At 59.0% G+C, this 21,299-nt stretch carries 21 protein-coding genes and 2 pseudogenes; 13 read left to right on the top strand and 10 right to left on the bottom strand.

The annotated features are described in order from the left end of the window. Positions 1-77 precede the first annotated feature (77 nt). A complete protein-coding gene (locus tag ACOGXC_RS02780) occupies positions 78-407 on the top strand; it encodes a helix-turn-helix domain-containing protein (protein ID WP_419919198.1) in 330 nt (109 codons plus the stop codon). A 23-nt stretch (positions 408-430) separates the two neighbouring features. Here ACOGXC_RS02780 and ACOGXC_RS02775 read toward each other — a convergent pair whose 3' ends face one another. Next, entirely contained in the window at positions 431-1,177 is a 747-nt protein-coding gene (locus ACOGXC_RS02775; protein WP_419919197.1) for a hypothetical protein, read from the bottom strand. 144 nt (positions 1,178-1,321) lie between these two features. Between ACOGXC_RS02775 and ACOGXC_RS02770 the strand changes: the two genes are divergently transcribed. The 4 genes and pseudogenes from ACOGXC_RS02770 (at position 1,322) to ACOGXC_RS02755 (ending at position 3,649) form a co-directional block, all read left to right on the top strand. Further along, the gene (locus ACOGXC_RS02770) at positions 1,322-2,065 is read left to right on the top strand and encodes an SDR family oxidoreductase (protein ID WP_419919196.1); all 744 of its coding nucleotides are present in this window, start codon (positions 1,322-1,324) and stop codon (positions 2,063-2,065) included. Between the two features lie 29 nt (positions 2,066-2,094). Then, positions 2,095-2,409, top strand: coding sequence for a Dabb family protein (locus ACOGXC_RS02765; protein ID WP_419919195.1), 315 nt, complete (start codon positions 2,095-2,097; stop codon positions 2,407-2,409). A 256-nt stretch (positions 2,410-2,665) separates the two neighbouring features. Continuing rightward, positions 2,666-2,881, top strand: a pseudogene (locus ACOGXC_RS02760) (transposase); the annotation flags it as partial. Positions 2,882-2,899: 18 nt separating this feature from the next. Then, positions 2,900-3,649, top strand: a complete 750-nt coding sequence (locus ACOGXC_RS02755; RefSeq protein ID WP_419919999.1) for an IS1595 family transposase — start codon at positions 2,900-2,902, stop codon at positions 3,647-3,649. Positions 3,650-3,843: 194 nt separating this feature from the next. Here ACOGXC_RS02755 and ACOGXC_RS02750 read toward each other — a convergent pair whose 3' ends face one another. Continuing rightward, positions 3,844-4,758 (bottom strand): nucleotidyltransferase family protein, encoded by a 915-nt coding sequence (locus ACOGXC_RS02750; RefSeq protein ID WP_419919194.1) that lies wholly within the window; start codon positions 4,756-4,758, stop codon positions 3,844-3,846. A 221-nt stretch (positions 4,759-4,979) separates the two neighbouring features. On the opposite strand from ACOGXC_RS02750, the gene ACOGXC_RS02745 reads away from it, so the two are divergent. The 3 genes and pseudogenes from ACOGXC_RS02745 (at position 4,980) to ACOGXC_RS02735 (ending at position 7,740) form a co-directional block, all read left to right on the top strand. Then, complete coding sequence (locus ACOGXC_RS02745) at positions 4,980-6,482, top strand: flavin-containing monooxygenase (RefSeq protein WP_419919193.1); 1,503 nt, start codon at positions 4,980-4,982, stop codon at positions 6,480-6,482. Between the two features lie 150 nt (positions 6,483-6,632). After that, positions 6,633-7,405, top strand: a pseudogene (locus tag ACOGXC_RS02740) (SDR family NAD(P)-dependent oxidoreductase). Beyond that, the gene (locus ACOGXC_RS02735; protein ID WP_419919998.1) at positions 7,381-7,740 is read left to right on the top strand and encodes a cytochrome P450; all 360 of its coding nucleotides are present in this window, start codon (positions 7,381-7,383) and stop codon (positions 7,738-7,740) included. The pseudogene ACOGXC_RS02740 and the gene ACOGXC_RS02735 overlap by 25 nt, the downstream one beginning before the upstream one ends. A gap of 14 nt (positions 7,741-7,754) precedes the next feature. Here the strand turns inward: ACOGXC_RS02735 and ACOGXC_RS02730 are convergent, their stop codons facing one another. Further along, on the bottom strand, positions 7,755-9,260 hold the full coding sequence (locus ACOGXC_RS02730) for an SAM-dependent methyltransferase (protein ID WP_419919192.1): 1,506 nt from the start codon (positions 9,258-9,260) through the stop codon (positions 7,755-7,757). Continuing rightward, positions 9,253-9,924 carry a restriction endonuclease gene (locus tag ACOGXC_RS02725; protein ID WP_419919191.1) on the bottom strand — a complete coding sequence of 224 codons (672 nt, stop codon included), beginning with the start codon at positions 9,922-9,924 and terminating at the stop codon, positions 9,253-9,255. Before ACOGXC_RS02725 ends, ACOGXC_RS02730 begins: the two co-directional genes overlap by 8 nt. Positions 9,925-10,161: 237 nt before the next feature. Here ACOGXC_RS02725 and ACOGXC_RS02720 point away from each other — a divergent pair, with 237 nt between their 5' ends. After that, the gene (locus ACOGXC_RS02720) at positions 10,162-11,136 is read left to right on the top strand and encodes an IS30 family transposase (protein ID WP_419918168.1); all 975 of its coding nucleotides are present in this window, start codon (positions 10,162-10,164) and stop codon (positions 11,134-11,136) included. 33 nt (positions 11,137-11,169) lie between these two features. Here the strand turns inward: ACOGXC_RS02720 and ACOGXC_RS02715 are convergent, their stop codons facing one another. Continuing rightward, positions 11,170-11,712: a nuclear transport factor 2 family protein gene (locus ACOGXC_RS02715; RefSeq protein ID WP_419919190.1), complete on the bottom strand. Its 543-nt coding sequence runs from the start codon at positions 11,710-11,712 to the stop codon at positions 11,170-11,172. A gap of 245 nt (positions 11,713-11,957) precedes the next feature. Here ACOGXC_RS02715 and ACOGXC_RS02710 point away from each other — a divergent pair, with 245 nt between their 5' ends. Continuing rightward, positions 11,958-13,241 (top strand): amidohydrolase family protein, encoded by a 1,284-nt coding sequence (locus ACOGXC_RS02710; protein ID WP_419919189.1) that lies wholly within the window; start codon positions 11,958-11,960, stop codon positions 13,239-13,241. 98 nt (positions 13,242-13,339) lie between these two features. Here the strand turns inward: ACOGXC_RS02710 and ACOGXC_RS02705 are convergent, their stop codons facing one another. The 5 genes from ACOGXC_RS02705 to ACOGXC_RS02685 all read right to left on the bottom strand — a co-directional run bounded on the left by ACOGXC_RS02705 (position 13,340) and on the right by ACOGXC_RS02685 (position 18,827). Continuing rightward, a complete protein-coding gene (locus tag ACOGXC_RS02705; RefSeq protein ID WP_419919188.1) occupies positions 13,340-14,158 on the bottom strand; it encodes a hypothetical protein in 819 nt (272 codons plus the stop codon). Positions 14,159-14,172: 14 nt separating this feature from the next. After that, positions 14,173-15,666 (bottom strand): sulfatase-like hydrolase/transferase, encoded by a 1,494-nt coding sequence (locus ACOGXC_RS02700; protein WP_419919187.1) that lies wholly within the window; start codon positions 15,664-15,666, stop codon positions 14,173-14,175. 117 nt (positions 15,667-15,783) lie between these two features. Continuing rightward, positions 15,784-17,289: an AMP-binding protein gene (locus tag ACOGXC_RS02695; protein ID WP_419919186.1), complete on the bottom strand. Its 1,506-nt coding sequence runs from the start codon at positions 17,287-17,289 to the stop codon at positions 15,784-15,786. A 68-nt stretch (positions 17,290-17,357) separates the two neighbouring features. Continuing rightward, the gene (locus ACOGXC_RS02690) at positions 17,358-17,801 is read right to left on the bottom strand and encodes a VOC family protein (RefSeq protein ID WP_419919185.1); all 444 of its coding nucleotides are present in this window, start codon (positions 17,799-17,801) and stop codon (positions 17,358-17,360) included. 162 nt (positions 17,802-17,963) lie between these two features. Beyond that, the gene (locus ACOGXC_RS02685) at positions 17,964-18,827 is read right to left on the bottom strand and encodes a TauD/TfdA dioxygenase family protein (protein ID WP_419919184.1); all 864 of its coding nucleotides are present in this window, start codon (positions 18,825-18,827) and stop codon (positions 17,964-17,966) included. Positions 18,828-18,961: 134 nt separating this feature from the next. Here ACOGXC_RS02685 and ACOGXC_RS02680 point away from each other — a divergent pair, with 134 nt between their 5' ends. From ACOGXC_RS02680 to ACOGXC_RS02670, 3 genes are all read left to right on the top strand, one after another. Beyond that, a complete protein-coding gene (locus tag ACOGXC_RS02680; protein WP_419919183.1) occupies positions 18,962-19,399 on the top strand; it encodes a nuclear transport factor 2 family protein in 438 nt (145 codons plus the stop codon). Positions 19,400-19,553: 154 nt separating this feature from the next. Then, entirely contained in the window at positions 19,554-20,198 is a 645-nt protein-coding gene (locus ACOGXC_RS02675) for a hypothetical protein (RefSeq protein ID WP_419919182.1), read from the top strand. 79 nt (positions 20,199-20,277) lie between these two features. Beyond that, positions 20,278-21,255, top strand: a complete 978-nt coding sequence (locus ACOGXC_RS02670) for a DUF4268 domain-containing protein (RefSeq protein ID WP_419919181.1) — start codon at positions 20,278-20,280, stop codon at positions 21,253-21,255. Positions 21,256-21,299: the final 44 nt, after the last annotated feature.

Raw genomic sequence — 21,299 nt, 5'->3', positions numbered from 1 at the left:
ATCGACCATCATGGCCGACCTGTCGCGATCACCGGTGGAGCCTTCCGTCTTTCGAGGGTTCCGAGATCAATGACTGCATGCTGGAGTTGGTACGCTACGAGGAGTTGGCCAAGCTATTTCACCCTGAATTGGTAAACAAGCTGCATAACGCTGCCACCGTCATTGTTCGATACTGCCGATTTGACTCACCATTTGTTCCTGACGACTTCCAACTTGCCTGCTTGCAAAGGCTGGCCAATGGTGAGCATTACGCGGATATCGCTAACCACATGAGATATTCCAAGCGCCAAATACAACGCAAACTCACCGACCTGTGGAATCAGCTTGGTGTGGACAACCCCACCCAAGGCTTAGCCATCGCGGTGGAACAAGGTTGGGTAACAATTCCCAGAGATACCAACCAGTAAGGTCTCATTAGCCAGCCTGGAGGTCAGCCTCTTTCATTTTCTTGATCTGCACTTTCCTGCCCACTTGTAGGCGGGAGTGCAATCCACCCATGCTGCACTGCGAGGGCAACCCCCTGCACCTGGGAGCCGACACCGAGGTGCTTCCACATGGATTCGAGACGGCGATACATATTTCTTGCTGACAGGTTGTAGCGTTCGGCAAGTTCTTCCACTGGCACCCGATTAGCAAGTGAGATGATCCACTCGAGTTCTATGGCATTGGGCGTAGCAGGCAAATTGGCTTGGCAGAAGCTAACCACAGCCATGGCTGCGGACTGCAACAGAGTGACTCCCTGAACATTGAGCAGTTCGGCGAACAGCTCGTACCGCAATACCGCCGGCAATGTACCACTGATGCTGGCGCGCCCTGCTTCCGGGTTGAGCGAAGCAACATCGGATGCTTCGGATAGTGCTTTACTGGTGGTGTGCAAAAACTCGGTTATTATGCTCCATTCGGTTGCGGTCGGCTCCGGGACTGTTGCCCCCTCCATGTAGTTGGCCATGTAGTTGGCAACCAACTTGCTGGCATCGGCTATGCCCCGGCGGTACGCGGCCGGAAAAGCCTCGGCATATACCGGCGCTGCCCGCCGCTGGAAATCAAGCGACCAGGGTCGTGCATGCGGCCCCGGACCATGGCCCAGCCGATGGGCCTCGGCAATGCACTCGGTAAAACGGACTGTCCTCACCGCGAAGGAATTGATCGAACCCAGTTGCACGCTGTCGATTTCCACCCGGCCATACTATGCCACCACCCCCCAGCTTGACGGTGAGACCCCGGCCCCGAACCGCTCATCCTCGATGCAACCCCGGCGACCCGGCGCTGTCCACCAGGGTACGGCGCACAAATACCGGTGCCCGACCACTAACCTCGGCCCGTGGATCTAGGAATAAGCGGGCGGCGAGCCCTGGTCGCCGCGTCCTCGGCCGGGTTGGGGCTGGCAACTGCGATGGCGCTGGCCGAGGAGGGGTGCCAGGTGGTGATTAACGGCCGTGACCCCGACCGGCTCGACGGCGCATCCCGCAGCGTGCCCGGTTCCATCCCCATAGCCGGCGACGTGTCGGGATCAGCCGCTGCCATCGAACTGGTGAGAGCCGCCACCGAGGCTCTGGGAGGAATCGACATCCTGGTTACCAACGCCGGCGGGCCGCCGGGAGGGGACTGGGCCACCATCGGCACCGATCAATACCCGGCCGCCCTGGAGTTGAACCTCATGTCGGTGGTGGCCATGACCAAGGAGGCTGTCCCCGCCATGCAGGACCGGGGCTGGGGCCGGGTGCTGGCCATCACCTCGGTGTCGGTGCGCCAACCCCTGGACATGCTCATCCTGTCCAACACTGCTCGTGCCGGGGTCACCGGTTATCTCAAGACCATGGCCAAGCAGGTGGCGGCCGACGGGGTGACCGTCAACTCCCTGCAACCCGGCTACCACGCCACCGACCGGCTCGCCCAACTCTTCGGCGACCGGATGACCGACCTGGAATCCACCGCCGCCACCCGAACGGTGGGCAGCCCCACCGACTTCGGCCGCATCGCCGCCTTCTTCTGCTCCGAGCACGCCCGGTTCATAACCGGGGCTGCCCTACCGGTGGATGGCGGCCTCTACGCCGGACTTCAATAACCGAAGATCAACCCACGAAGGAGCAACCAATGATCCGCCATGTTGTCATGTTCCGCTTCCGGAACGATGCAGATGCCACCCAGCGCCGGGCCGTGCGAGATGCCATTGCCACCATGCCCGGGGCCACCGGGGCAACCGAGGCCTATGCCATCGGCCCCGACCTGGGTCTGGCCGAGGGCAACTTCGATTTCGCCGTTGTCGGGGATTTCGCCGACGAAGCCGCCTACCTCACATACCGCGACCACCCCGAACACCAAAGGATAGTCTCCGAAATAATCCGCCCCGCCATATCCGACCGAGCCGCCATCCAGTACGAGATACCCCAACCCCCCAAGCCCGACTGACCAAACCCGCCGTCCGCATCAATAGGTTTATTCCAACAACTGAACCAAATATATACTTTTACAAACCCTGTCTTAAAAGTAGATAATAGCATATACCCTGAACTATATATCATCAACAAAATACAAAGCCTCTATATCTTCACAAGTGGCACCTAGCAAGCTAGCTGGGGCTTATATATGTGACTAGCCAAACTACTGTTGACCTGGGGAATTGGGCCACAGAGAAAGTGTCGCTTGTGTTGGTATAATAGTAAATATGGAGAATAATAAATCCTCGGGTAAAGGGCCGGGACGGTCGGGCAGGAAAGGCATTTCCTTGCCTCAATTTTTTCGACTCTTTCCCGACGATCAAAGTGCAGAAGCTTTTATAGAAGCGGCGCGGTGGCCGAACGGTGTGGCCTGTCCACGATGCCAAAGTGAACGGATCAGTCGTATAAGAACCCGCCAGCCGATGCCCTTTCGGTGTAAGGACTGCCGTAAGCATTTCTCAGTGAAGACCGGCACGGTGATGGCCGACTCAAAGCTCTCCTGCCAGACATGGTTGTTAGCCGTGTATTTGTTCAACACCGGGTTGAAAGGTGTGTCTAGTATGAAGTTGCATCGTGATCTTGGGGTGACGCAGAAAACGGCGTGGCATTTGGCGCACCGGATTCGTGAGGGGATGAAGGTTGACGATTTCCTGTTTGTCGGCCCGGTGGAGGCCGATGAGACCTATGTGGGCGGGCTGGAGCGCAACAAGCACCAGCACAAACGGATGAAAGCAGCAGGCGGCCCATCGGGGAAGGCTATCGTCGCCGGTGTGAGGGAGCGGACAACGGGTCGAGTTGCTGCCGGTGTGGTGGCTGACACCAAAGCTGCTACCTTGACCGCCGTGGTCACCGACCACACTGAGAGGGAATCTGTGGTGTTCACCGACGAGGCCCCCGGCTACCTGCCGTTGAACAGGGCCGGGTACAAGCACCACGCCGTTACGCATTCGACAGGTCGCTGGGTTGATGGGATGGCCCACACGAATGGGCTGGAATCCTTTTGGGCGTTGCTCAAGCGCGGCTATCAGGGCACCTACCACCACATATCGCCTGAACATCTCCACCGCTACATCGCTGAGTTCCAGCACAGGCACAACGAGCGTCCCAAGAACACGATTCAGCAAATGGCGGATGCGTTCTCCATGATGGAGGACAAACTACTAACCTATGACCGTCTAACCGCCGAGGGGGTCCAAGCGAATGCAGCCTGACTATCCCACAGAGGAAGAACTAGCGGATATGCTCCGAGCCGTGCTCATCATGCCACCCGACGCTGTGGACACAACCGATTTGGAGGATAGCGTCTAATGCGGAAATTATATACAAAGCTAACCACATCTGTTTTGACCAGGGCTTTTCTCTCTAACCAGTCAAAAAAATCCCAGGCCAGATGTAGTTTGGCTAGTCACATATATAAGCCCCAGCTAGCTTGCTGACCAGGTTCGGGATAGGTGAGGACATATTCTTCCAGCACTCCTTTGGCAAAATGTGTTGCTGCCTCTGTGTACTGCGAAGCCAGCCGGGCCAGATCCTCGGTAGAAAGATGCATCTGTGTCAACTCGGATTCATACGATCCTGCTTGCCTCCATATGTATATAATACCCAACAGGTCTTCAGGTATAACTGCATACCGGTGAGCCATATGCTCTGGAATTTCCTCTGTTAGGTCAGCAGAGGAATGTGTACGTGCAAATGGCTTTCCAGACATTGATACAAGAGCTTTGAGCCCGTGCTCGATGGCCATTGCACCACTTGCACATATTTTTGCCAACCTCTCTCGCCTCAAATACTCCAACCCCCACTCGTCGTTTTTGAAGCGTGCTGATTCTTCACGCTCCCTGGCCTTGTACTTATCTTCAATCTCTCGTAATGCTCCACCCATGTCACCCAGTTTCTCATCAGTTTCTTTCTGCTCGGAGTCGGGCATTCCTATTTCCTTTTCCCAATCTATCTTACCCCCGGGCTTATCAAGCAAAATCCGGGTGGTTCCTGCTATGCCGCACTCGAAGGAGTTACCAACTGCTTCGGTGCGGAGCTTCCATTCGGGACGGTCGGTAACCAGCAGATCGATCTCGTAACCCACGCACTTCCGAGCTGCGAATTTCAAGTCCTTCCACCGCTGGTAACGTGTGGAGTAGTCAAGATCGTCGTACACTGCCACCAGATCAAGATCGCTGCCACTGCCAGCTACGCCCTCAGCAACCGACCCGAACAGCAGCACTGCCCCAACACCGTATTCGCCAACGAATACCTGAGCGACGCGCTTCGCATCCTCAAGGGTAGGCACATCGCTGGCCTTCAAAACAGCGGCGGTACCCATGTGAGGTATTGTACCATCGGCTCCAGCGGAGGCGATACAGGGCTGGCGGCATGCACCATTGGTCCCTGTGGCTTGCCGACGTGGGCCACGACCGATCAAGGGCAACACCTGTGGGGGATGCCCCTGCGTGGAGGCCCGTTGTTGCTTGCGTTTTATCTGACCGCAGCTCCGGGAGTAGCTTTTTCCGAGCGCATCAACCCGAGCGCATCCAAAGGGGGGAAATGAGCACGCAACACTTCGGGGCTTCCGGCAGCAACGGAACCGGCGACCTGCGGATAGCCATAATCGGGGGCGGTCCGGGTGGGTTGTGCGCCGCCATCCGGCTGCGCCAGGAGGGGTTCGAGAACTTCACCGTGCTCGAGAAGAGCAGCGGCGTGGGCGGCACCTGGTACCACAACCGCTACCCGGGCTGCGCCTGTGACATCCAGTCGGAGCTCTACTCGTTCTCATTCGAGGTGAACACCGAGTGGACCCGCCCCTACGCCCGCCAGCCCGAGATCCTGCGCTACATGGAGCACTGCGCCCGCAAGTACGGGGTGCTCGCCCACTGCCGGTTCGGCGACGCAGTGAGATCGGCCCGCTGGGACGAGAACCGGGCCACCTGGACGTTGACAACCGAGTCCGGCACCGAGGTGGAGGCCGAGGTGGTGATCAGCGCGCTGGGAATGTTCAACGACGTGCCCCTGCCCGACATCGAGGGTTTGGGATCCTTCGAGGGCACCACCATTCACTCGGCCCGATGGGATTGGGACCACGACCTGGCCGGCGAGACGGTGGGGGTGGTCGGCTCGGCGGCCAGCGCGGTGCAGCTCATCCCCGAGATCGCCCCCGAGGTGGGCCGGCTCCATGTGTTCCAGCGCACCGCCAACTGGGTGCTGCCCAAGGAGGACGACCCCTACACCCCCGAGGAGCTGGCCGCCCGCCGGGCCGACCCCTCCATGGTCGTGACCCGCCGCAACGAGCTGTTCGAGCAGGTGGACAGCGGTATGGCCTTCAAGGATCCCAACCGGCGGGCCGAGATGGAGGCGCTCGGCCGTCGAGCCCTGGAGGCGGTGGCCGACCCCGAGCTGCGGGCCAGGCTCACCCCCACCCACATGTGGGGGTGCAAGCGCCCGCTGTTCCACAACGAGTACTACACCACCTTCAACCGCCCCAACGTGGAGCTGGTCACCGACCCCATCGAGCGGATCACGCCCCGGGGGATCCTCACCACCGGCGGCACCGAGCGGTTCATGGACACCATGGTGCTGGCCACCGGGTTCTCCACCACCAAGTACCTGTCGGCCATCGAGGTGGTGGGCCGGGGCGGCCTGCGCATCGAGGATGCATGGAACGACGGTGCCACCGCCTACATGGGCATCACCACCAGCGGATTCCCCAACCTGTTCATGCTGTACGGCCCCAACACCAACAACGGCTCGATAATCACCATGATCGAATACCAGGTGGAGTACGCCCTGGCCCACATCCGGCGCATCGCCGACCGGAAGCTGGCCTGGGTGGACGTGAAGGCCGAACCCATGGCCCGCTACAACGACTGGGTTCAGGAGGGCATCGCCGGAATCGAGCCCTGGCATGCGAGCTGCAACGGCTACTACCGCAGCCCCAGCGGTCGCATCGTCACCCAGTGGCCCCACAACATGACCACGTTCAAGAACCAGACCGCCACCATCGACGAGGATGCCTACGAAACCCACGAGACGGCGGCCCTGCCGGCGAGTTGACCCGGTGGGCAGGAAATACCCAGCGGTCCGGCGGGGTCACAGCGGGCGATAGCAAACCTGCGATAACCAATCGGTCCGGCGGGGTCACAGCGGGCGATAGCAAACCTGCGATAACCAATCGGGAGGCGATAACCGGTGAATGAAGAACCAATGAGCGGGCGGCTGGAGGGGAAGGTGGCGCTCATCACCGGCAGCGCCCGGGGGCAGGGGGAGGCCGAGGCCCGCCGGTTCGTGGCCGAGGGGGCCAGGGTGGTCATAACCGACATCAGGGACGTGCTGGGTGAGCAGCTTGCCGTCGAACTGGGGCCGACACCTTCTACCAGCCTCTGGATGTCACCCGCGAGGACGACTGGAATACCGCGGTGGCCGCCACGGTCGAGCGGTTCGGCAAGCTGGACATCCTGATCAACAACGCTGGTACCGGGGCGTTCGGCACCCTCGACGGGCTCGATCTGAAAGCCCACCACGAGATGATCGACATCAATCTCCACGGCGTCTACCTGGGCATGCGAGCAGCCAAAGCCGCACTGGTGGCCACCGGCAACGGGGCCATCGTGAACATCTCATCCATTGACGGCATCGTCGGGGTGCTGGGCATGACCAGCTACGCCGGCAGCAAGTTCGCGGTCACCGGCATGACACGCTCCGCGGCCATCGAACTGGGACCGCTGGGGATAAGGGTCAACTCCATCCACCCCGGGGTGATCAACAGCCCGATGGTGCAGGAGGCCCCGCCCGAGACCAGGGCCCGCCTGGACCGCCTAATGGCCATGCAGCCCATCAAGCGCATGGGCGAACCCCACGAGATCGCCTCCCTGGCCCTGTTTCTGGCCAGCGACGAGGCCAACTACATCACCGGTGCCCAGTTCGTGATCGACGGCGGACACCTGGCCGGCCCCTGGCGAGAACCATTCGAGGAATAACGCGGTGCCTGAGCGATACCACCCTGGGCGGGGTGAAGATGAAACGGGGCGACTGGGTGGAGGTGGGTCTGGCCTCGGCCAACCGGGACGAGGCCCAGTACGACGACCCCGAGAGTTTCCGGCTCGACCGGCCCGACATGCTCAACCACGTGGCCTTCGGTGCCGGTGCCCACATCTGCCCCGGGGCCAGCTTGGCCCGCCTCGAAGGAGTCACCGCTATCGAGACCCTGCTTGACCGAGTGGCCGCCCTGACCCCACTTGCCGGGTTCGAGTACCCACCGCTACCCGCCAACCTCACCTACGGCGACCTCCCCGCCCACATCACCTGGCGCTGATGAACCGCGTTCGATCAGGAGTTAGCAAAGTTCAATGTAGGTTTTGCATCCCACTCCATCATGAGCGAAGAAATAACAGTTTCCCATGGGCGGCTCAACTGCTCTCCAATAGAATATAGAGAATGGTTTGCGAAAGGTATTATATCTCTGAATGAACTAGATTCAACGACGCTCCTCAGATCAATTCTTTGAAGTACCTTTTTTGTGATCGGCCTCTTTGAATCTGTAAAAACTATTGCCTGTAGCATATCTGACACTATCTTGCTGGAGAGAAGAGCGTAACATAATGCTGCATTATGGGAATCATCAAATGAAAGAATATAGCTAGCATCATCTACAAGGACTGGATAACCTTCAAATGAACCTAAAAGTGCAAACCTAGCACTCTTGTGGAGACCAGAAACCGCAATTTTGAATGGGGCAAAAGCATAGTCACCTATACCAAACATGGAGAATCTTGGCTGTTTGTTGTATAACTTGGACTTACGCCCATCAAGGATTTTAGAGTTTTCCATAAGATATATCCACAATTTAGGGGCATCATACTTGAGGTGTCTAGTATCTTCACCTAATTTTTGTTGTGTTACAATAACATACTTATTAGGCTGCAAACGTCCACAAAAAATATCACTACATTTGAGTAGTGGATAGACATATTTGTCCTCCAACTCATACCTACGTACAGTGTCAAGATTTACTTCCATTACCTTTGCAGCGTCATGTTTTATTCCAGAACGCCACTCAAGTGGCGAAACCCCATCTATTTGCTTTGCTAACTTGTACTTCGCAGTATCTGAAATTAGTTTCCCATTTATTGATATCATTTGCTTTATTGGTTTTTCAGATATGATGTCCGGGTACACATCACATTCATATTTCGGATTCTCATCATACTGTGCAACAAATAGGCAAGCATCTACACTTACATTGAAGTGTTTTTTTGCATCTATCAAGCGGATCTCATAGCCAGAATAATGCAAATTAGATTGTTCAGCATACAGAAGTATATTCCTGGCAACTTGTGTTTTTACTAGAAGTGCGATTGTAGGCTTTTCATGCTCCAATTCAATCATAAGCTTAAGAAAAATAAACTCTGCAATATCAAAATTAGAAGAACCTGTAATTGCTGAAAATCCATCAAACCCTTTTATATTTGATTTAGTAGGTAGGTTCATTGAACCTAGCATTCCGAGCTGTGAATTTGTAATCCAGGGAGGATTCCCAATAACTAGAAGTGAACCCTTCTGTTGCCATATAAGCTCAGTATTTAATTTCATGTGGAATATATTACCTTGCCTAACATCAAAACCAGCAGATCGAGCCTTTGCAACATATGCAGAGTTTACTTCAATGCCCTGCCGTTGAATGTGGTCACCTAGAATGGTGGAAGATTTGAGGAAATTGCCAACTCCACAGGTTGGTTCAAGTATTCGCTTCCAGTTTTGATGCCTAAATATCTCTATGATTTGTTGTGTAAGGTCAAACGGGGTCTGGAAGTCCCCCCATTCATCTCTAGCCACTTAGATTCTCAACTCCCTCCAATTCCTCGGATGAAGCTTTTTCTATAGCCCTAGTATACTGTAGTCTCCACTGAAGTGCATTAGAGATTGTGAGCCAACCTATTCTTGGTCTGTCAGCCATCAAACGTGTCGCTAAATTTCTCCTTCCAATATAATCTAATGGGAGATTACGCTCTTCAATAAAAGCATCTAAGTCATCAGCATTTGCCCCAGAATCTAACAGCTCACAAATGCCTTTTGTTGTCTGAAAATCACCAGTATACAGCTTATCAATAAAAATTACATGTTTTATTTCTAGCTTTGCAACCTTATCTGATGCAATATCAGTTTTCTCATATACAAATACCAAAAGGTGGTAACCAAGGCCATATACCTTTTGATCTGCGCTTATAAATGGACAGCTTGATTGTGGTTGCCGTATAGAAGTTACCTTAATATCTACACTAAGTTTTGGAAAATCAAGTCCTTGTGCAGAATTGCCAGCTTGAAAATCAAAGCGCTTTGAAACATATTCAACAAAAGCCTTTTCAACATATGACCCTACAGCCTTTCCATCAGTAACTCCATATAGAGATGAAATAGAGGTCGATGTTAGTTCAGTTGAAAATTGTTGAGCTGAGATCTTCAAGGCAGCGAGGTTGAGTGAGCTCTTCATCAGTGACATATCTCCAACCATATCAAGCAGGTTCCGTGACTTCATCGGCAAAATCACTCCATACAATGTATTCATTACACAACATAGTCAAGGCACTGGACTCATCTTCAGGGGGTTCCGGGGCCGCGTCCGCCCCGTCATCGGCTCCATTCACTGGAGGTGGGAAGGCTCCACCGGTGATCGCGACAGGTCGGCCATGATGGTCGATCAGAAACATTGGCGAATCACCGGTGGAGGTGTTCCAGTATGGCACAGAGGTTGTGTGCGGGCGAGCGTGCCCGCATCGAGACTATGGTTGGGATGGGGGTGGGGACAGCTGAGATGGCCCGCCGGTTGGGCAGGAGCCGCTCCGCGGTGTGGCGGGAGTTGCGGCGCAACGGGGGTGGTTCGGTGTATCGGGCCGATGCGGCCCAAGCCGTTGCCGATGTGCGGGCTTTGAGGCCTCGCCCATCCAAGTTGGCCACAGATCCGGTGTTGGCCGACGCGGTGGCCGAGTTGTTGGCGCTTCGTTGGTCCCCTCATGCGATCTCAGAATCTCTCCGCAAACAAGGGCTGCGGGTGTGCGCAGAAACCATCTACCGGGCGTGTTACGACCCCAGCGGACGCAGCGGCCTAGCAGCCGATAGCTGGAAACTGCTGGTGCGCCGTCGCCGGCGGCGCAAACCCCGAAGCCGTTGTGAGCAGGCGAAACGCTCCGTGCTGGGTGATTTCCGGCCCATAGCGCAGCGCCCCGCAATAGTCGACACCCGAGCCGAGGCGGGCCACTGGGAAGGTGATCTGATAATCGGTGCGAACAACCAATCAGCCGTAGCCACCCTGGTGGAGCGCACCAGCCGCCACACCCTGGTAGTGCCTTTATGTGATGGTTACGACGCCCGAAACACCGCCAAAGCCGTCACCGCCGCACTCAAACGCCAACCCGCCGAAATGGTCAAAACCCTGACCTGGGACCAAGGAACAGAAATGGCCAAATGGGCCGACATCGAAAAAACCCTCAACATACAGGTCTATTTCTGCGAACCCCGATCCCCCTGGCAACGACCCACCAACGAACAAAACAACGCCACACTCAGACGCTGGCTACCCAAAAGCACCAACCTCAACATCGGCCCGGTACGCCTCGCCATCATCGAAGACCTCATCAACACCATGCCCCGCAGAATCCACCAATGGCAACCCGCCCAAACCATCTACACTAAACTCTGTCGCGATCACCAATAGAGCCTACCGTGTCTCGTCAGCCATTTCCGAAGGCTACCCACCACCTATGACACTTCCAAGGATGCTGTAGCTGGGGTCGCCGCGGTTGGGGTGGGGTACGAGGAGGGGGACCCCTGCGGTTGGTTCCGTGTCGCCGGGATCACCTGGGGCGGCGGGGTCGGGGGCCGGATTGGTCCACGAGGAGTCCGTTAGGTACTGGCGGTGGTCTATGGCCCAGTGGCCGTGGCGGCATGACCACCGGTCCAGATACCGGCCGGTGGTCATGATGTTGAACCGGCCCGAACCGGTGTCGGAGGTGCGCAGGCGCACCGTGACGTAGGCCTCGCTGGTAGCGGTGTCGCCGTCCAGAGCGATGAGGATGTTGGTTACCTGGTGGGAGGTGAACTCCATGCCCCGGTGCACCTCGCACACCCAGTCGATGAAGCCACGACCGCTGCCCTCGTAGATACCGCTGTAGAGGGCGGTGCCGTCCGGGTGCCAAACGCCGTACCCCAACTCGGTGTCGATGCGATCCATGGATCGGCAGTAGCGGTACAGCGCTTCGGTAATCGCCTGCTTGGCTTCCAGGTCGGTCATACGACCCATTCTTGCATCGGGGTCAAGAGGGCGGGCAGGCAGGGATCGTTTCTATTACCGTTGGGGTCCGGGCCGAGCAACGAACCGGCCCGCCTGGAGGAACCCGATGAACCCCGACGACCTCATCTTGAGAGGAACCCGATGAACCCCGACGACCTCATCTTGAGAGGAACCCGATGAACCCCACGACCTCATCTTGAGAGGAACCCGATGAACCCCGACGACCTCATCTTGAGAGGAACCCGATGAACCCCGACGACCTCATCTTGATCAGCGTGGACGACCACATTGCCGAGCCGGCGGACATGTTCGAGGCCCACGTGCCCGACAAGTACAGGGAGCACGCCCCCCGGGTGGTTACCGACGAGAACGGCCGGGAGCAGTGGTACTACGGCAAACTCCCCGGCCGCAACCTGGGGCTGAACGCGGTAGCCGGCAAGCCCCGGGAGTACTTCAACCTGGATGCCAGCCGCTACGACGAGATGCGACCCGGCTGCTACGACGTGCACGAGCGGGTGCGGGACATGAACGCCGGAGGCCAGCTCGCCGGGCTGAACTTTCCCAACTGGACGGGGTTCTCCGGCCAGGTGCTCAACGAGGGGCCCGATCCCGATATCAACGAGGTGATGATCAAGGCCTACAACGACTGGCATGTCTTCGAGTGGGCCGGTGCCTACCCGGGTCGTTTCATCCCCTGCGGCATCCTCCCGCTCTACGACGTGGACCGGGCGGTGGCCGAGGTCGAGCGGTTGGCCGAGAACGGTTGCCACGCGGTGACATTCTCCGAGAATCCGGCCGCTTTGGGCATGCCGTCGATCCACTCCGGTGCCTGGGACCGCCTGTTCGGGGTGTGCAGCGACCTGGGCACGGTGCTGTGCTGCCACCTGGGATCGTCTTCGCGCGGGGTGGGGGCCTCGCCCGATGCCCCGGCCGGTGTGCAGATGACCCTCTCGTCGGCCACCACCATATCCACCCTCGTGGAGCTTCTGTGGGCGGAGTTCTGGGACCGATTCCCCGGCCTCAAGTTTTCGCTCACCGAGGGAGACATAGGCTGGATCCCCTACTTCCTGTGGCGGGCCGAGCACGTGCAGGATCGTCACTCGGGGTGGATCCAGCACACCTTCGGAGCCGCCGGTGGTCCCGCCGGTGTGTTCCGCAACCACATACTGTGCTGCTTCATCAACGACCGCATCGGGGTGAAGCTTCTCGACGAGTTCAACGTGGACAACCTGAGCTGGGAGTCGGACTACCCCCACTCCGACGGAACCTGGCCCCAGTCCCCCGAGTACGTGGCCAAACTGCTCGACGGCCTGCCCGAGGATGTGGTGGCCAAGATCACCCACCGCAACGCCATGCACCACTACCGGTTCGACCCCTTCGCCCACCGCCCGACCGAGCGGTGCACCGCCGCCGCTTTGCGGTCGGAATCCCCCGATGTGGATGTTGTAACCCGGGTGGGCCGCCCGGCCGACGAGCGCGACCGGAAGATATGGCACCAGATCACCACCGGTGGCTGGAGGCGTGACTAACGGGGATCCCTCCCCCCCTTCACCGCGCCCGCCCCTCCCCCGCCCAGCCGGTGCCCGCTCAGCCCGAGAAATGCCCCACCACCACCCGCGAAACCCGCTCAGCGGCCGCGCCGGTGGTTGGCGATGGTGACGGCAACGGTGAAGCGCTTGTGGCACTGCTCCCTGATGTAGAGGGCGGACGCGGAGTTCATGGAGCGGGCCGCCCGGCGGGCCTTGCGGTCGAATACGTCGGCCTCGGCTCGTATGGCAACATCGGTGGGAGCGGTATCCACCCGGGTGGCGAGCCCTCGCAGTAGCTGAACCTGGGTCCGGACGAACTTCCTCGAACAGGTACCGGCATCATGAGCCGCCGCGATGGCCTGCCACACCTCCTCGTAGGTATCGGCGATGTCGTCGAGCACATCCGGCCCCAGGCTTGCGGGAAAGGCCTGCAAACTGGTCTCCGGCAACTGCGGGTGATCCGAGAATAAATACAGTCCCACCCGCACCGGGGCCATACTACCCAGAGCGGTGGCCACGCAGGAGAAGGCCAGCACCATGGCCACCAGCATGATGGCGACCAGCAGCCCCTGATGGAGCGAGTCCATGATGGCGACCAACAGCCCCTGATGGAGCGGGTCCGGTTCCGGCGTGCCCGCGCCCCGAAGCGGAACCGCAGTCATACCGACGGCTATGGAGGATATCCCCATGAGGACCGAGGGGTGGGTCCTGTCCCGCCATCGCACCAGAAGCATCGTTCGGGCCCCCATGCCGGCCAGCAGCATCGCCACGACCGTCAGTGCCATGCAGAAGCCGTTGGACAGCGAACCCAGCCGGAAATCCCCCACCCACATCAGCGGTACCGCCCCCAGAGAGACCGCCACGCTGGCCAGGGCCAGCAGGACGGTCGGGTGCGGATTGTTTCCCGAAGGGGTCAAAAAACAACCTCCGGTCAGCCCCCCAACTCGGCGGCCTCGTACTCCAGCAGGCGAGCGAACAACTCCCGCAGCTCGGATCGGCGGGCGCGGTCATTGGCCAGATTCACCAGCTCGTGGGGATCGTCGGCCGGGGCGTACCACTCGTGGTCATGGTCGTCGAAATCGGCATCCACATCGAACAGTTTGGGCTCGGGAGCGGGGTTGCCGGTCCGGTCGATGCCGCCCCCCACGCCGTAGTAACGGGCGTACTTGGTCTCCCCGTCGAAGAAGCCCCGCACCGCGTAGCGGCTGTGACGCAAAAGTTCGGACTGGGCGCTGTCCTGGCTGAACAAAACGTAGTCCCGCACCGATGCCGACGGATCGGCCAGCGCCGGGGTCAGATCCCGACCCGACAGGGTGGGAACACCGCCCACGTCCACCCCGCCCAACGCCGCAATGGTGGTGGCCAGGTCCACGTGGGTGGCCAGCGCATCGGTGGTCGCTCCCGCCGGTGTGAGTCCGGGGGCCTTGACGATGAGCGGCACCCCCATGACCTCCTCGTACACGCAGGGCAGCTTGGCCCGCAGCCCGTGCGATCCGCAGGTGTCGCCGTGGTCGGAGGTGTAGATGACCACGGTGTCGTCGTAGGCCCCGATCTCGTCGAGCGCCCCCAGCACCGAGGCGATGCTGTGATCCAAAAGCTCGTGGAGCCAGGCGTAGTAGTCGAGCTGGCGCAACCACGAGTCAACGTCGTCGAGGTCCATGTTGCCCACCATGTGCTCCCGATTGCGGACGTGCCGCCACGCCCGCTGAACCTCGGGCTTGGTGTGAAGGTCGTCGTCGAAGTTGTCGGGCAGCCGGGTGAACCGGCGGGGGTAGATCTCCTCCAGGGGATCGAGATCCACCTTCCCCCCGAGCATGTGCTCGTGAAGGAACCGGAAGATAGCGGCGGAGTCGGGGTTCGCCCGCTGGTACGAGGGCTGGTCCAGCGGAAACCACATCACGTCGTGGGGATTCACCAGCGCCACGGTCAAGAACCAGGGGCCGGCGGTGGGATCGGTGCCATGGGTCCGCAGCCAATCCACCGCCTGGGTGGCGATCACCGGGTCGAAGTGCCGCCCGGTCCACGGCCCCCCTATGTAGTGGCGGTCGTCGCCTCGCCAGCCGCTGTAGCCGAAGGCATCCATGTCGGGCCTCGGCTCGTGGGTGAGATGGAACTTCCCCAGGTAGGCCGATTCGTATCCGGCATCCCGAAGCAGCCGCCCCACGGTGGGTATGGCCGGGTCGAGCGCGGTGTGGGCCGGGAAGCTGACGTTGTCCACCACCTTGTGCTCGGCCAGGTAGCTGCCGGTGTACAGGCTGGCCCGGGACGGCGAGCACGGCGAGGAGTGGGTGTAGTAGCGGGCGAAGTCCAGGCCGTCGCGCCGCAACCGGTCGTGGGCGGGCATGTCCACCACACCGTCCAACCATGAGTTGCGCCGCTCCTCATCGGACACGATCAAAAGGATGTTGGGTCGATCAGATGCCATACCGGTCACTCCCCACTATGAATGTCGGCTGGGAATGTCGGCTGGAAAAATACATGAGTATGTTTAGAAATCACTTAGGTCACTCCCGTAGTCGGTGTCGATCAGGGGCCACACCAGTCACTGCCCGTAGGTTTCCCGGAGTTGCTGCTTGAGCACCTTGCCCGCCGGGTTGCGGGGCAATTCGCCCACGATCTCCAACTGCTCGGGAATCTTCTGGTTCATCAGCCCGGCCTCCTTGCAGTGCTCGACCATCCCCGCGAACCCGAACGGCTCCCCGGACCGGGGGACCACCACTGCGCAGCACCGCTCCCCCGACACCGGATCGGCAAGGCCGATAACGGCCACATCGGCCACCCCGGGGTGGGAAAACAGAACGTCCTCCACCTCCTTGGCCGAGATGTTCTCCCCCTTACGGATGATCACGTCCTTCTTGCGCCCGACGATGGTAACGAACCCCTCGCCGTCCACCCGGGCCAGATCACCGGTGAAGAAGAACCCGTCGTTGTCGAAGGCGGTCTCGTTCAGCGCCTCGTCGAGATAACCCCGGCACAGCGTCGGACCCTTCAGCAGTAGCTCACCGTCGACCAGTTTCCAGTCGGTGTCCTCCATTATCCGCCCCTCGGTGGCATCCAGCTTGTCGTCGGGGTCGTCGAGACGGGCGTAGGTGACGATCGGGCACTCGGTCAACCCGTAGCTGGAGATGATGCCCGCGCCGCCCATCTCATTCTTGACCTCCATGTGCAGGCCCGCCGGCTTGGGGGCACCCCCACCGATGGCCGCCCGCATTCGGGGGAATATGGGTCGGTCGGGGGTTTTGCGCTGCTCGGTGAGGTAGGCAATGAAGAACGGCGTACCCGATCCGGCCAGGGTGAGACCGTGCTCCCCGAAGAAGTGAATGTCGGTCTCGGGGTTGAAGCTCTCCACCATCAGCATGGGGGTGCCGCACACCAGGGTGGCGATGAGCAGGCTGATGCCTCCTATGTGGGTGAACGGAAAGGCCAGGGGCCACACATCGTCAGCCCCAAGCTCGAGGCTCTCCCACACGTGGCGGGCAGCGGCAATCACCGAGTCGTCCCCGTGCATGGCCCCCTTGGGATCGGCGGTGGTACCCGATGTGTAGTAGATCCACCGCACCGGGAGCCGCCCGTCAGCACCGGGGGAAGCCTCGAACGGAGCCAGCGCCGCGGGGTCGCCCTCGGGCAGTTCGCCGTCGCACACCAGCACCTCGCAGTTATCGGTGGTGGCCGCCACCGACTCGGCCATGGCCCGGTAGTCGAACCCCCGCCACCACGACGGCACCACCAGCAGCCGGGCCCCGGTCTGGCGGGTAACGAAGCCCACCTCCCGCTCCCGGTAGATGGGGATGATCGGGTTCTGGACCGCACCCAGCCGGGCCAGGGCTGCCGACAGCACGAGCGCAGCCCGACCGTTGGGCAACTGCCACGACACCCGGGTGTCGGCGGCTACTCCCATGGTGGCCAGCCCGGCCGCCACCCGCTCAGCGGCATCCCGGAACCCGGAGAAGGTCATCACCGTGCCATCGGGCTCGATGGTGAGGGGACCGTCGGGAGTGGCCCCAGCCCGGGCCACGATCGCCTCCCAGTAGGTCCTGGGATTGTCCATCACCGGATCATCCTCCGCCTCCCAGCAGGTTCTGCGACCAGCAGGTTCTGGGATTGCCCATCACCGGATCATCCTCCCCGCTCGGTGGTTGGGGTCTGAAAGCCCACCAGCAGTTCCACCAACTGCCCCGAGGGGGTGCGGATCATCACCGCCACGTCTCCCAGGCGGGTGTCGTGCAGCACCTCGCCGCCGTGGGTTGTAACCCGCTCGAGGGCTGCATCAATATCGGCCACGTTCATCGAGATGTGGGTTAAGCCCACCTCGTTGACCACCCGAACCGGGCGTTCCACCAGCCCCGCGCCCCTGAAATCCAGCAGCTCGAGCATGAACTGGCCCCGCCGCAGGTACACCGCCCTCAACCCCGGTTGTTCCAACCCCAACAACCGGCCGGTGGGTTCGTCGTCGGCATCCAGGGTGCTGATCTGCTCGAAGCCCATCGCCCCGGTCCAGAACCCGGCCTCGGCCTCCAAATCGGCCACCGCCAGCCCCACATGGTTGACCCTCTCACTCACGCGAATACCACATGGTTGACCCCCTCACTCACGCGAACACCACATGATTGACCCCCTCACTCACCGCCGAAGACCCCCTGCTCACATTCCATGATTGACCCCCTCACTCACCGCGGATAATCCTGCCGATGCCCCATGGTTCCAGCAGCAGGCAGCGGGTGGTCAGGCGCGATCCAAACCGTAGGCTGCGGCCGACACCCGCTTGTACTGGTAGGAGTCCCAGCGCCCGGTGTCGAAAGCCGGTTCGGGGTGGTCACCCAAAATGGTGACCCGGCTGATGGCCCGGGCCCCGTCGAAGTCGTTCACCGCGAAGTGCTGGGTGCAGCGATTGTCCCAGATGCCGATGGTCCCCTCGGTCCAGCTATAGCGGCAGGTGAAGTCGGTCTTGGAGGCGTGGGCGGTCAAGAGATCCAGGAGCGCCTCCGACTCGTCCCGACTGAGCTGGGGGATGCGCCGGGTGAACTGCTTGTTCACGTACAGCGACGGCCGACCGGTGCGGGGGTGGCGGCGCACGATCGGGTGCTCGGCCTGGTGGTCGGGCTGGCCGTAGTTGGCCGCAGAGTGGATGGCGGTGAGCCCGTTGATCATCTCCTTCATGGGCCCGGCCAGGGTGTCGTAGGCCATATACATGTTGGACCACATGGTGTCACCGCCGGCGGGCGGCATGACCATGGCGTTGAGCACCGAGCAGATGGGCGGAGACTGCTCGAAGGTGCAGTCGGTGTGCCACACGTCGGCCACATACCCCGACTCGCCCCGCAGCACCACGATCTCGGGATGGTCATCATCCAGCTTGGGGATGTAGGGGTGAATCTCCGGCTCACCGAAGCGAATGGCGAAGCTCCGGTGCTCATCGGGGCTGAGGTGCTGGCCGGGAAAGAACAGCACCAGATGCTCATCCAGCAACTCCTGGACGAGGGCGAACTCGGCATCGGACACGCCGGCCAGCGACACCCCCCGTACCTCTGCCCCCAGCGCGCCCGCCACCCGGCGCACATCCACATCAACAGCGTTTATAACAGCCATCGCCGTAGCCTACTGCCTGGGCTCGCCTCCCGGTAAGGTCGAATGTCGAAGCCCACCCGAAGCCCACTGCCCCTCCACTGCCTGAGCTCGCCCTCCGGTAATGTCCCGGTAGATCCCGGTAAGGTGGTATGAGCATGTCTGACCGAGAAGCCCTGGCCGACCTGGTCGCGGAATACGCCCGTTGCGTAGACCGGGGCGACCCCGAAGGGGTAGCGGCCTGCTTCGCCCCCGATGGGGTGCTGCGAATAGTCAACCTGGCCCGGGGAGGCGAGTTGATCGGCGAGCGCAAGGGCCGGGAGCAGATAACCAGGGCGATCTCGCGGATGCCCTACCACCCCACCTTCCACTTCCTGGGCCAGCAGCAGGTCGAGGTTAACGGCGACACCGCCACCGGTGAGACCTACTGCATCGCCCATCACCTCACCGTTCCCGACGATGCCAGCGCGGCCCACGACTACATCATGTACATCCGCTACCAGGACCACTTCGCCCGCCTCGACGAGGGCTGGCGCTTCGCCGCAAGAGAGCTGCACATCGACTGGACCGAAACCCGCCCGGTCGAGAACAGCTAATTCGGGAGCCGGCAAACCCCCATTACAGCCTGCTCTTGCTGGCCCTTGCACGGGCCTTCACTTTTAAAAAGAGGACATAAAAGTTGTCACTTTTTGAAAAGGTTTTTCAGCCCATCCACGAAATCAGCTAGCTACAATAGATGGCACCTAATCTATGCTCAAAAAAACAGTTCCACTTCCAGTCAGGCTATGCACCCTTTTTGCATTCACATTTGCTGGTGCAATTGCCGCAGACCCGGTCATAGAATGGATAGGAATCTGGCCCCAAAGATCTTTTGAAACAATCATTGTATATGTAGGTTACTTTGCTACTCCACAGGTAATTATTTTATCATCTATCAAGGCAAAGTTGCCTTTGCTAACAGCTCTTGGGGCGTATTGCTCTTTATCAATGTTTGTCGCCAGTGTCTGGTATGGGTATACAGATGATGGGACTGCTAGTTTTGCCTTTTTGGCTCTTTATATATTTGGCATTCCAATAGCTATTTTAATTAACATATTGTTAGAATCTTATGGTAAGCAAACAAATACAAAAGTAAATAGTAGCCAGAGCAAAGAAACATACAATTTTTATACAAAAATAAGCCTACCATTGTTATCATTAATTTCTATATCATTTAGTTTTCTCTGGCCTTTGAATTTTATATTTCTTACCGGTATGATTATTGGCAGATGGAAAGCAACCCCAACCCAGTTAGGTAAGTTACGATTGTTAATATTAGCAGCAATTTTGCTAACTATTCCTCTTACTATTCAAGTCATACTTGATGATAATCTTACATTTAGCGATATAATATAAGTAAACTCGACTTAACACCCCACAAACTTTGTGCTATACTGGCCACTTTCAGCGGTCGATCATAGTTGGAGAATTACCTATGAACGAACAGACAACAAGCTCCATTGCCACTCTGGAGGAGGTTCCGTTACGCGAGGTATGGGCCAACGAGGCCGCGGATTTCACGCCTTGGCTTGCTGATAACCCCGAACACCTCGCCAAGGAGCTGCACATGAACCTAGAACTCGAAGGTTCCGAAGTTCCCGTGGGGCCTTTTTCTGCTGATCTTGTCCTTCGTGACACCAACACTGGCGAGAAGGTCGTTGTAGAGAACCTTCTCAAGGCTACTGACCACGACCACTTGGGTAAGCTGATCACCTACGCTGCCGGACTTCAGGCTGACTGGGCCGTCCTCGTTGCTAGTCATTTCCGGCCGGAGCACCGATCCGCACTGGCATGGCTTAACTCTATCTCCGATAAAGACAACGGTTTTTTTGGTGTTGAGGTGCGCGCGGTGCGAATTGGCAACTCGAATCCAGCGGTAGAACTCAAGGTTGTTGTCGAGCCGGACGACTTCTCCCGTGAGGCACGCTCCTCATCCCGATCCGGAGCCCGTGCCCTCTACCATGACTGGTGGAGCAACTTCTTGCCTGCTTTTGTTGAATGTCACCCGGATTTGAGCTACGTCCGTAAGCCTTCTGATAAGAACTATATGGACTTGAAAAGCATCAATACTAGACATGGAATAATACGCTACAGACTGTGGTTTCATTGGTACAAAAGACACGAGAGTCACAGCAACGACGACTGCCAACTGAGAGCCATGTTGTATATGGATGATGGTGAAGCGGCCTATCCTTTGTTGGAAGCGAAGCGCCAGGATATTGACTCATCAACCAAGCTCCAACTCCATTGGGAGCCACAGCAGCAAGACACAAAATACGCTAGCGTGTCCGTTTATCTCAACCCTGCCAAACCTGAAGATCGGGATAAATGGGGCGAGTACCAAGACTGGGCCATCGAGGCCATTGTCGAACTGGACCGTGTCTTTTCCAGCTATATCAATGAGCTAACCTGATGTTTACCGGTCAATTGGAAGCCCCAGCGTTATCTCAGCCTGCG

The organism is Candidatus Poriferisocius sp., assembly GCF_965202595.1.
Taxonomy (GTDB): Bacteria; Actinomycetota; Acidimicrobiia; order Acidimicrobiales; family Bin134; genus Poriferisocius.
This window is presented reverse-complemented; position numbering and strand designations above follow the sequence as displayed.

What these genes read in the sequence shown, in the direction of transcription:
- ACOGXC_RS02780 (WP_419919198.1), top strand. Translation starts at nt 78, where the DNA reads ATGCTGGAGTTGGTACGCTACGAGGAGTTGGCCAAGCTATTTCACCCT.
- ACOGXC_RS02765 (WP_419919195.1), top strand. Translation starts at nt 2,095, where the DNA reads ATGATCCGCCATGTTGTCATGTTCCGCTTCCGGAACGATGCAGATGCC.
- ACOGXC_RS02750 (WP_419919194.1), bottom strand. Translation starts at nt 4,758, where the DNA reads ATGGGTACCGCCGCTGTTTTGAAGGCCAGCGATGTGCCTACCCTTGAG.
- ACOGXC_RS02745 (WP_419919193.1), top strand. Translation starts at nt 4,980, where the DNA reads ATGAGCACGCAACACTTCGGGGCTTCCGGCAGCAACGGAACCGGCGAC.
- ACOGXC_RS02725 (WP_419919191.1), bottom strand. Translation starts at nt 9,924, where the DNA reads ATGTCACTGATGAAGAGCTCACTCAACCTCGCTGCCTTGAAGATCTCA.
- ACOGXC_RS02720 (WP_419918168.1), top strand. Translation starts at nt 10,162, where the DNA reads ATGGCACAGAGGTTGTGTGCGGGCGAGCGTGCCCGCATCGAGACTATG.
- ACOGXC_RS02715 (WP_419919190.1), bottom strand. Translation starts at nt 11,712, where the DNA reads ATGACCGACCTGGAAGCCAAGCAGGCGATTACCGAAGCGCTGTACCGC.
- ACOGXC_RS02710 (WP_419919189.1), top strand. Translation starts at nt 11,958, where the DNA reads ATGAACCCCGACGACCTCATCTTGATCAGCGTGGACGACCACATTGCC.
- ACOGXC_RS02700 (WP_419919187.1), bottom strand. Translation starts at nt 15,666, where the DNA reads ATGGCATCTGATCGACCCAACATCCTTTTGATCGTGTCCGATGAGGAG.
- ACOGXC_RS02695 (WP_419919186.1), bottom strand. Translation starts at nt 17,289, where the DNA reads ATGGACAATCCCAGGACCTACTGGGAGGCGATCGTGGCCCGGGCTGGG.
- ACOGXC_RS02685 (WP_419919184.1), bottom strand. Translation starts at nt 18,827, where the DNA reads ATGGCTGTTATAAACGCTGTTGATGTGGATGTGCGCCGGGTGGCGGGC.
- ACOGXC_RS02680 (WP_419919183.1), top strand. Translation starts at nt 18,962, where the DNA reads ATGTCTGACCGAGAAGCCCTGGCCGACCTGGTCGCGGAATACGCCCGT.
- ACOGXC_RS02675 (WP_419919182.1), top strand. Translation starts at nt 19,554, where the DNA reads ATGCTCAAAAAAACAGTTCCACTTCCAGTCAGGCTATGCACCCTTTTT.
- ACOGXC_RS02670 (WP_419919181.1), top strand. Translation starts at nt 20,278, where the DNA reads ATGAACGAACAGACAACAAGCTCCATTGCCACTCTGGAGGAGGTTCCG.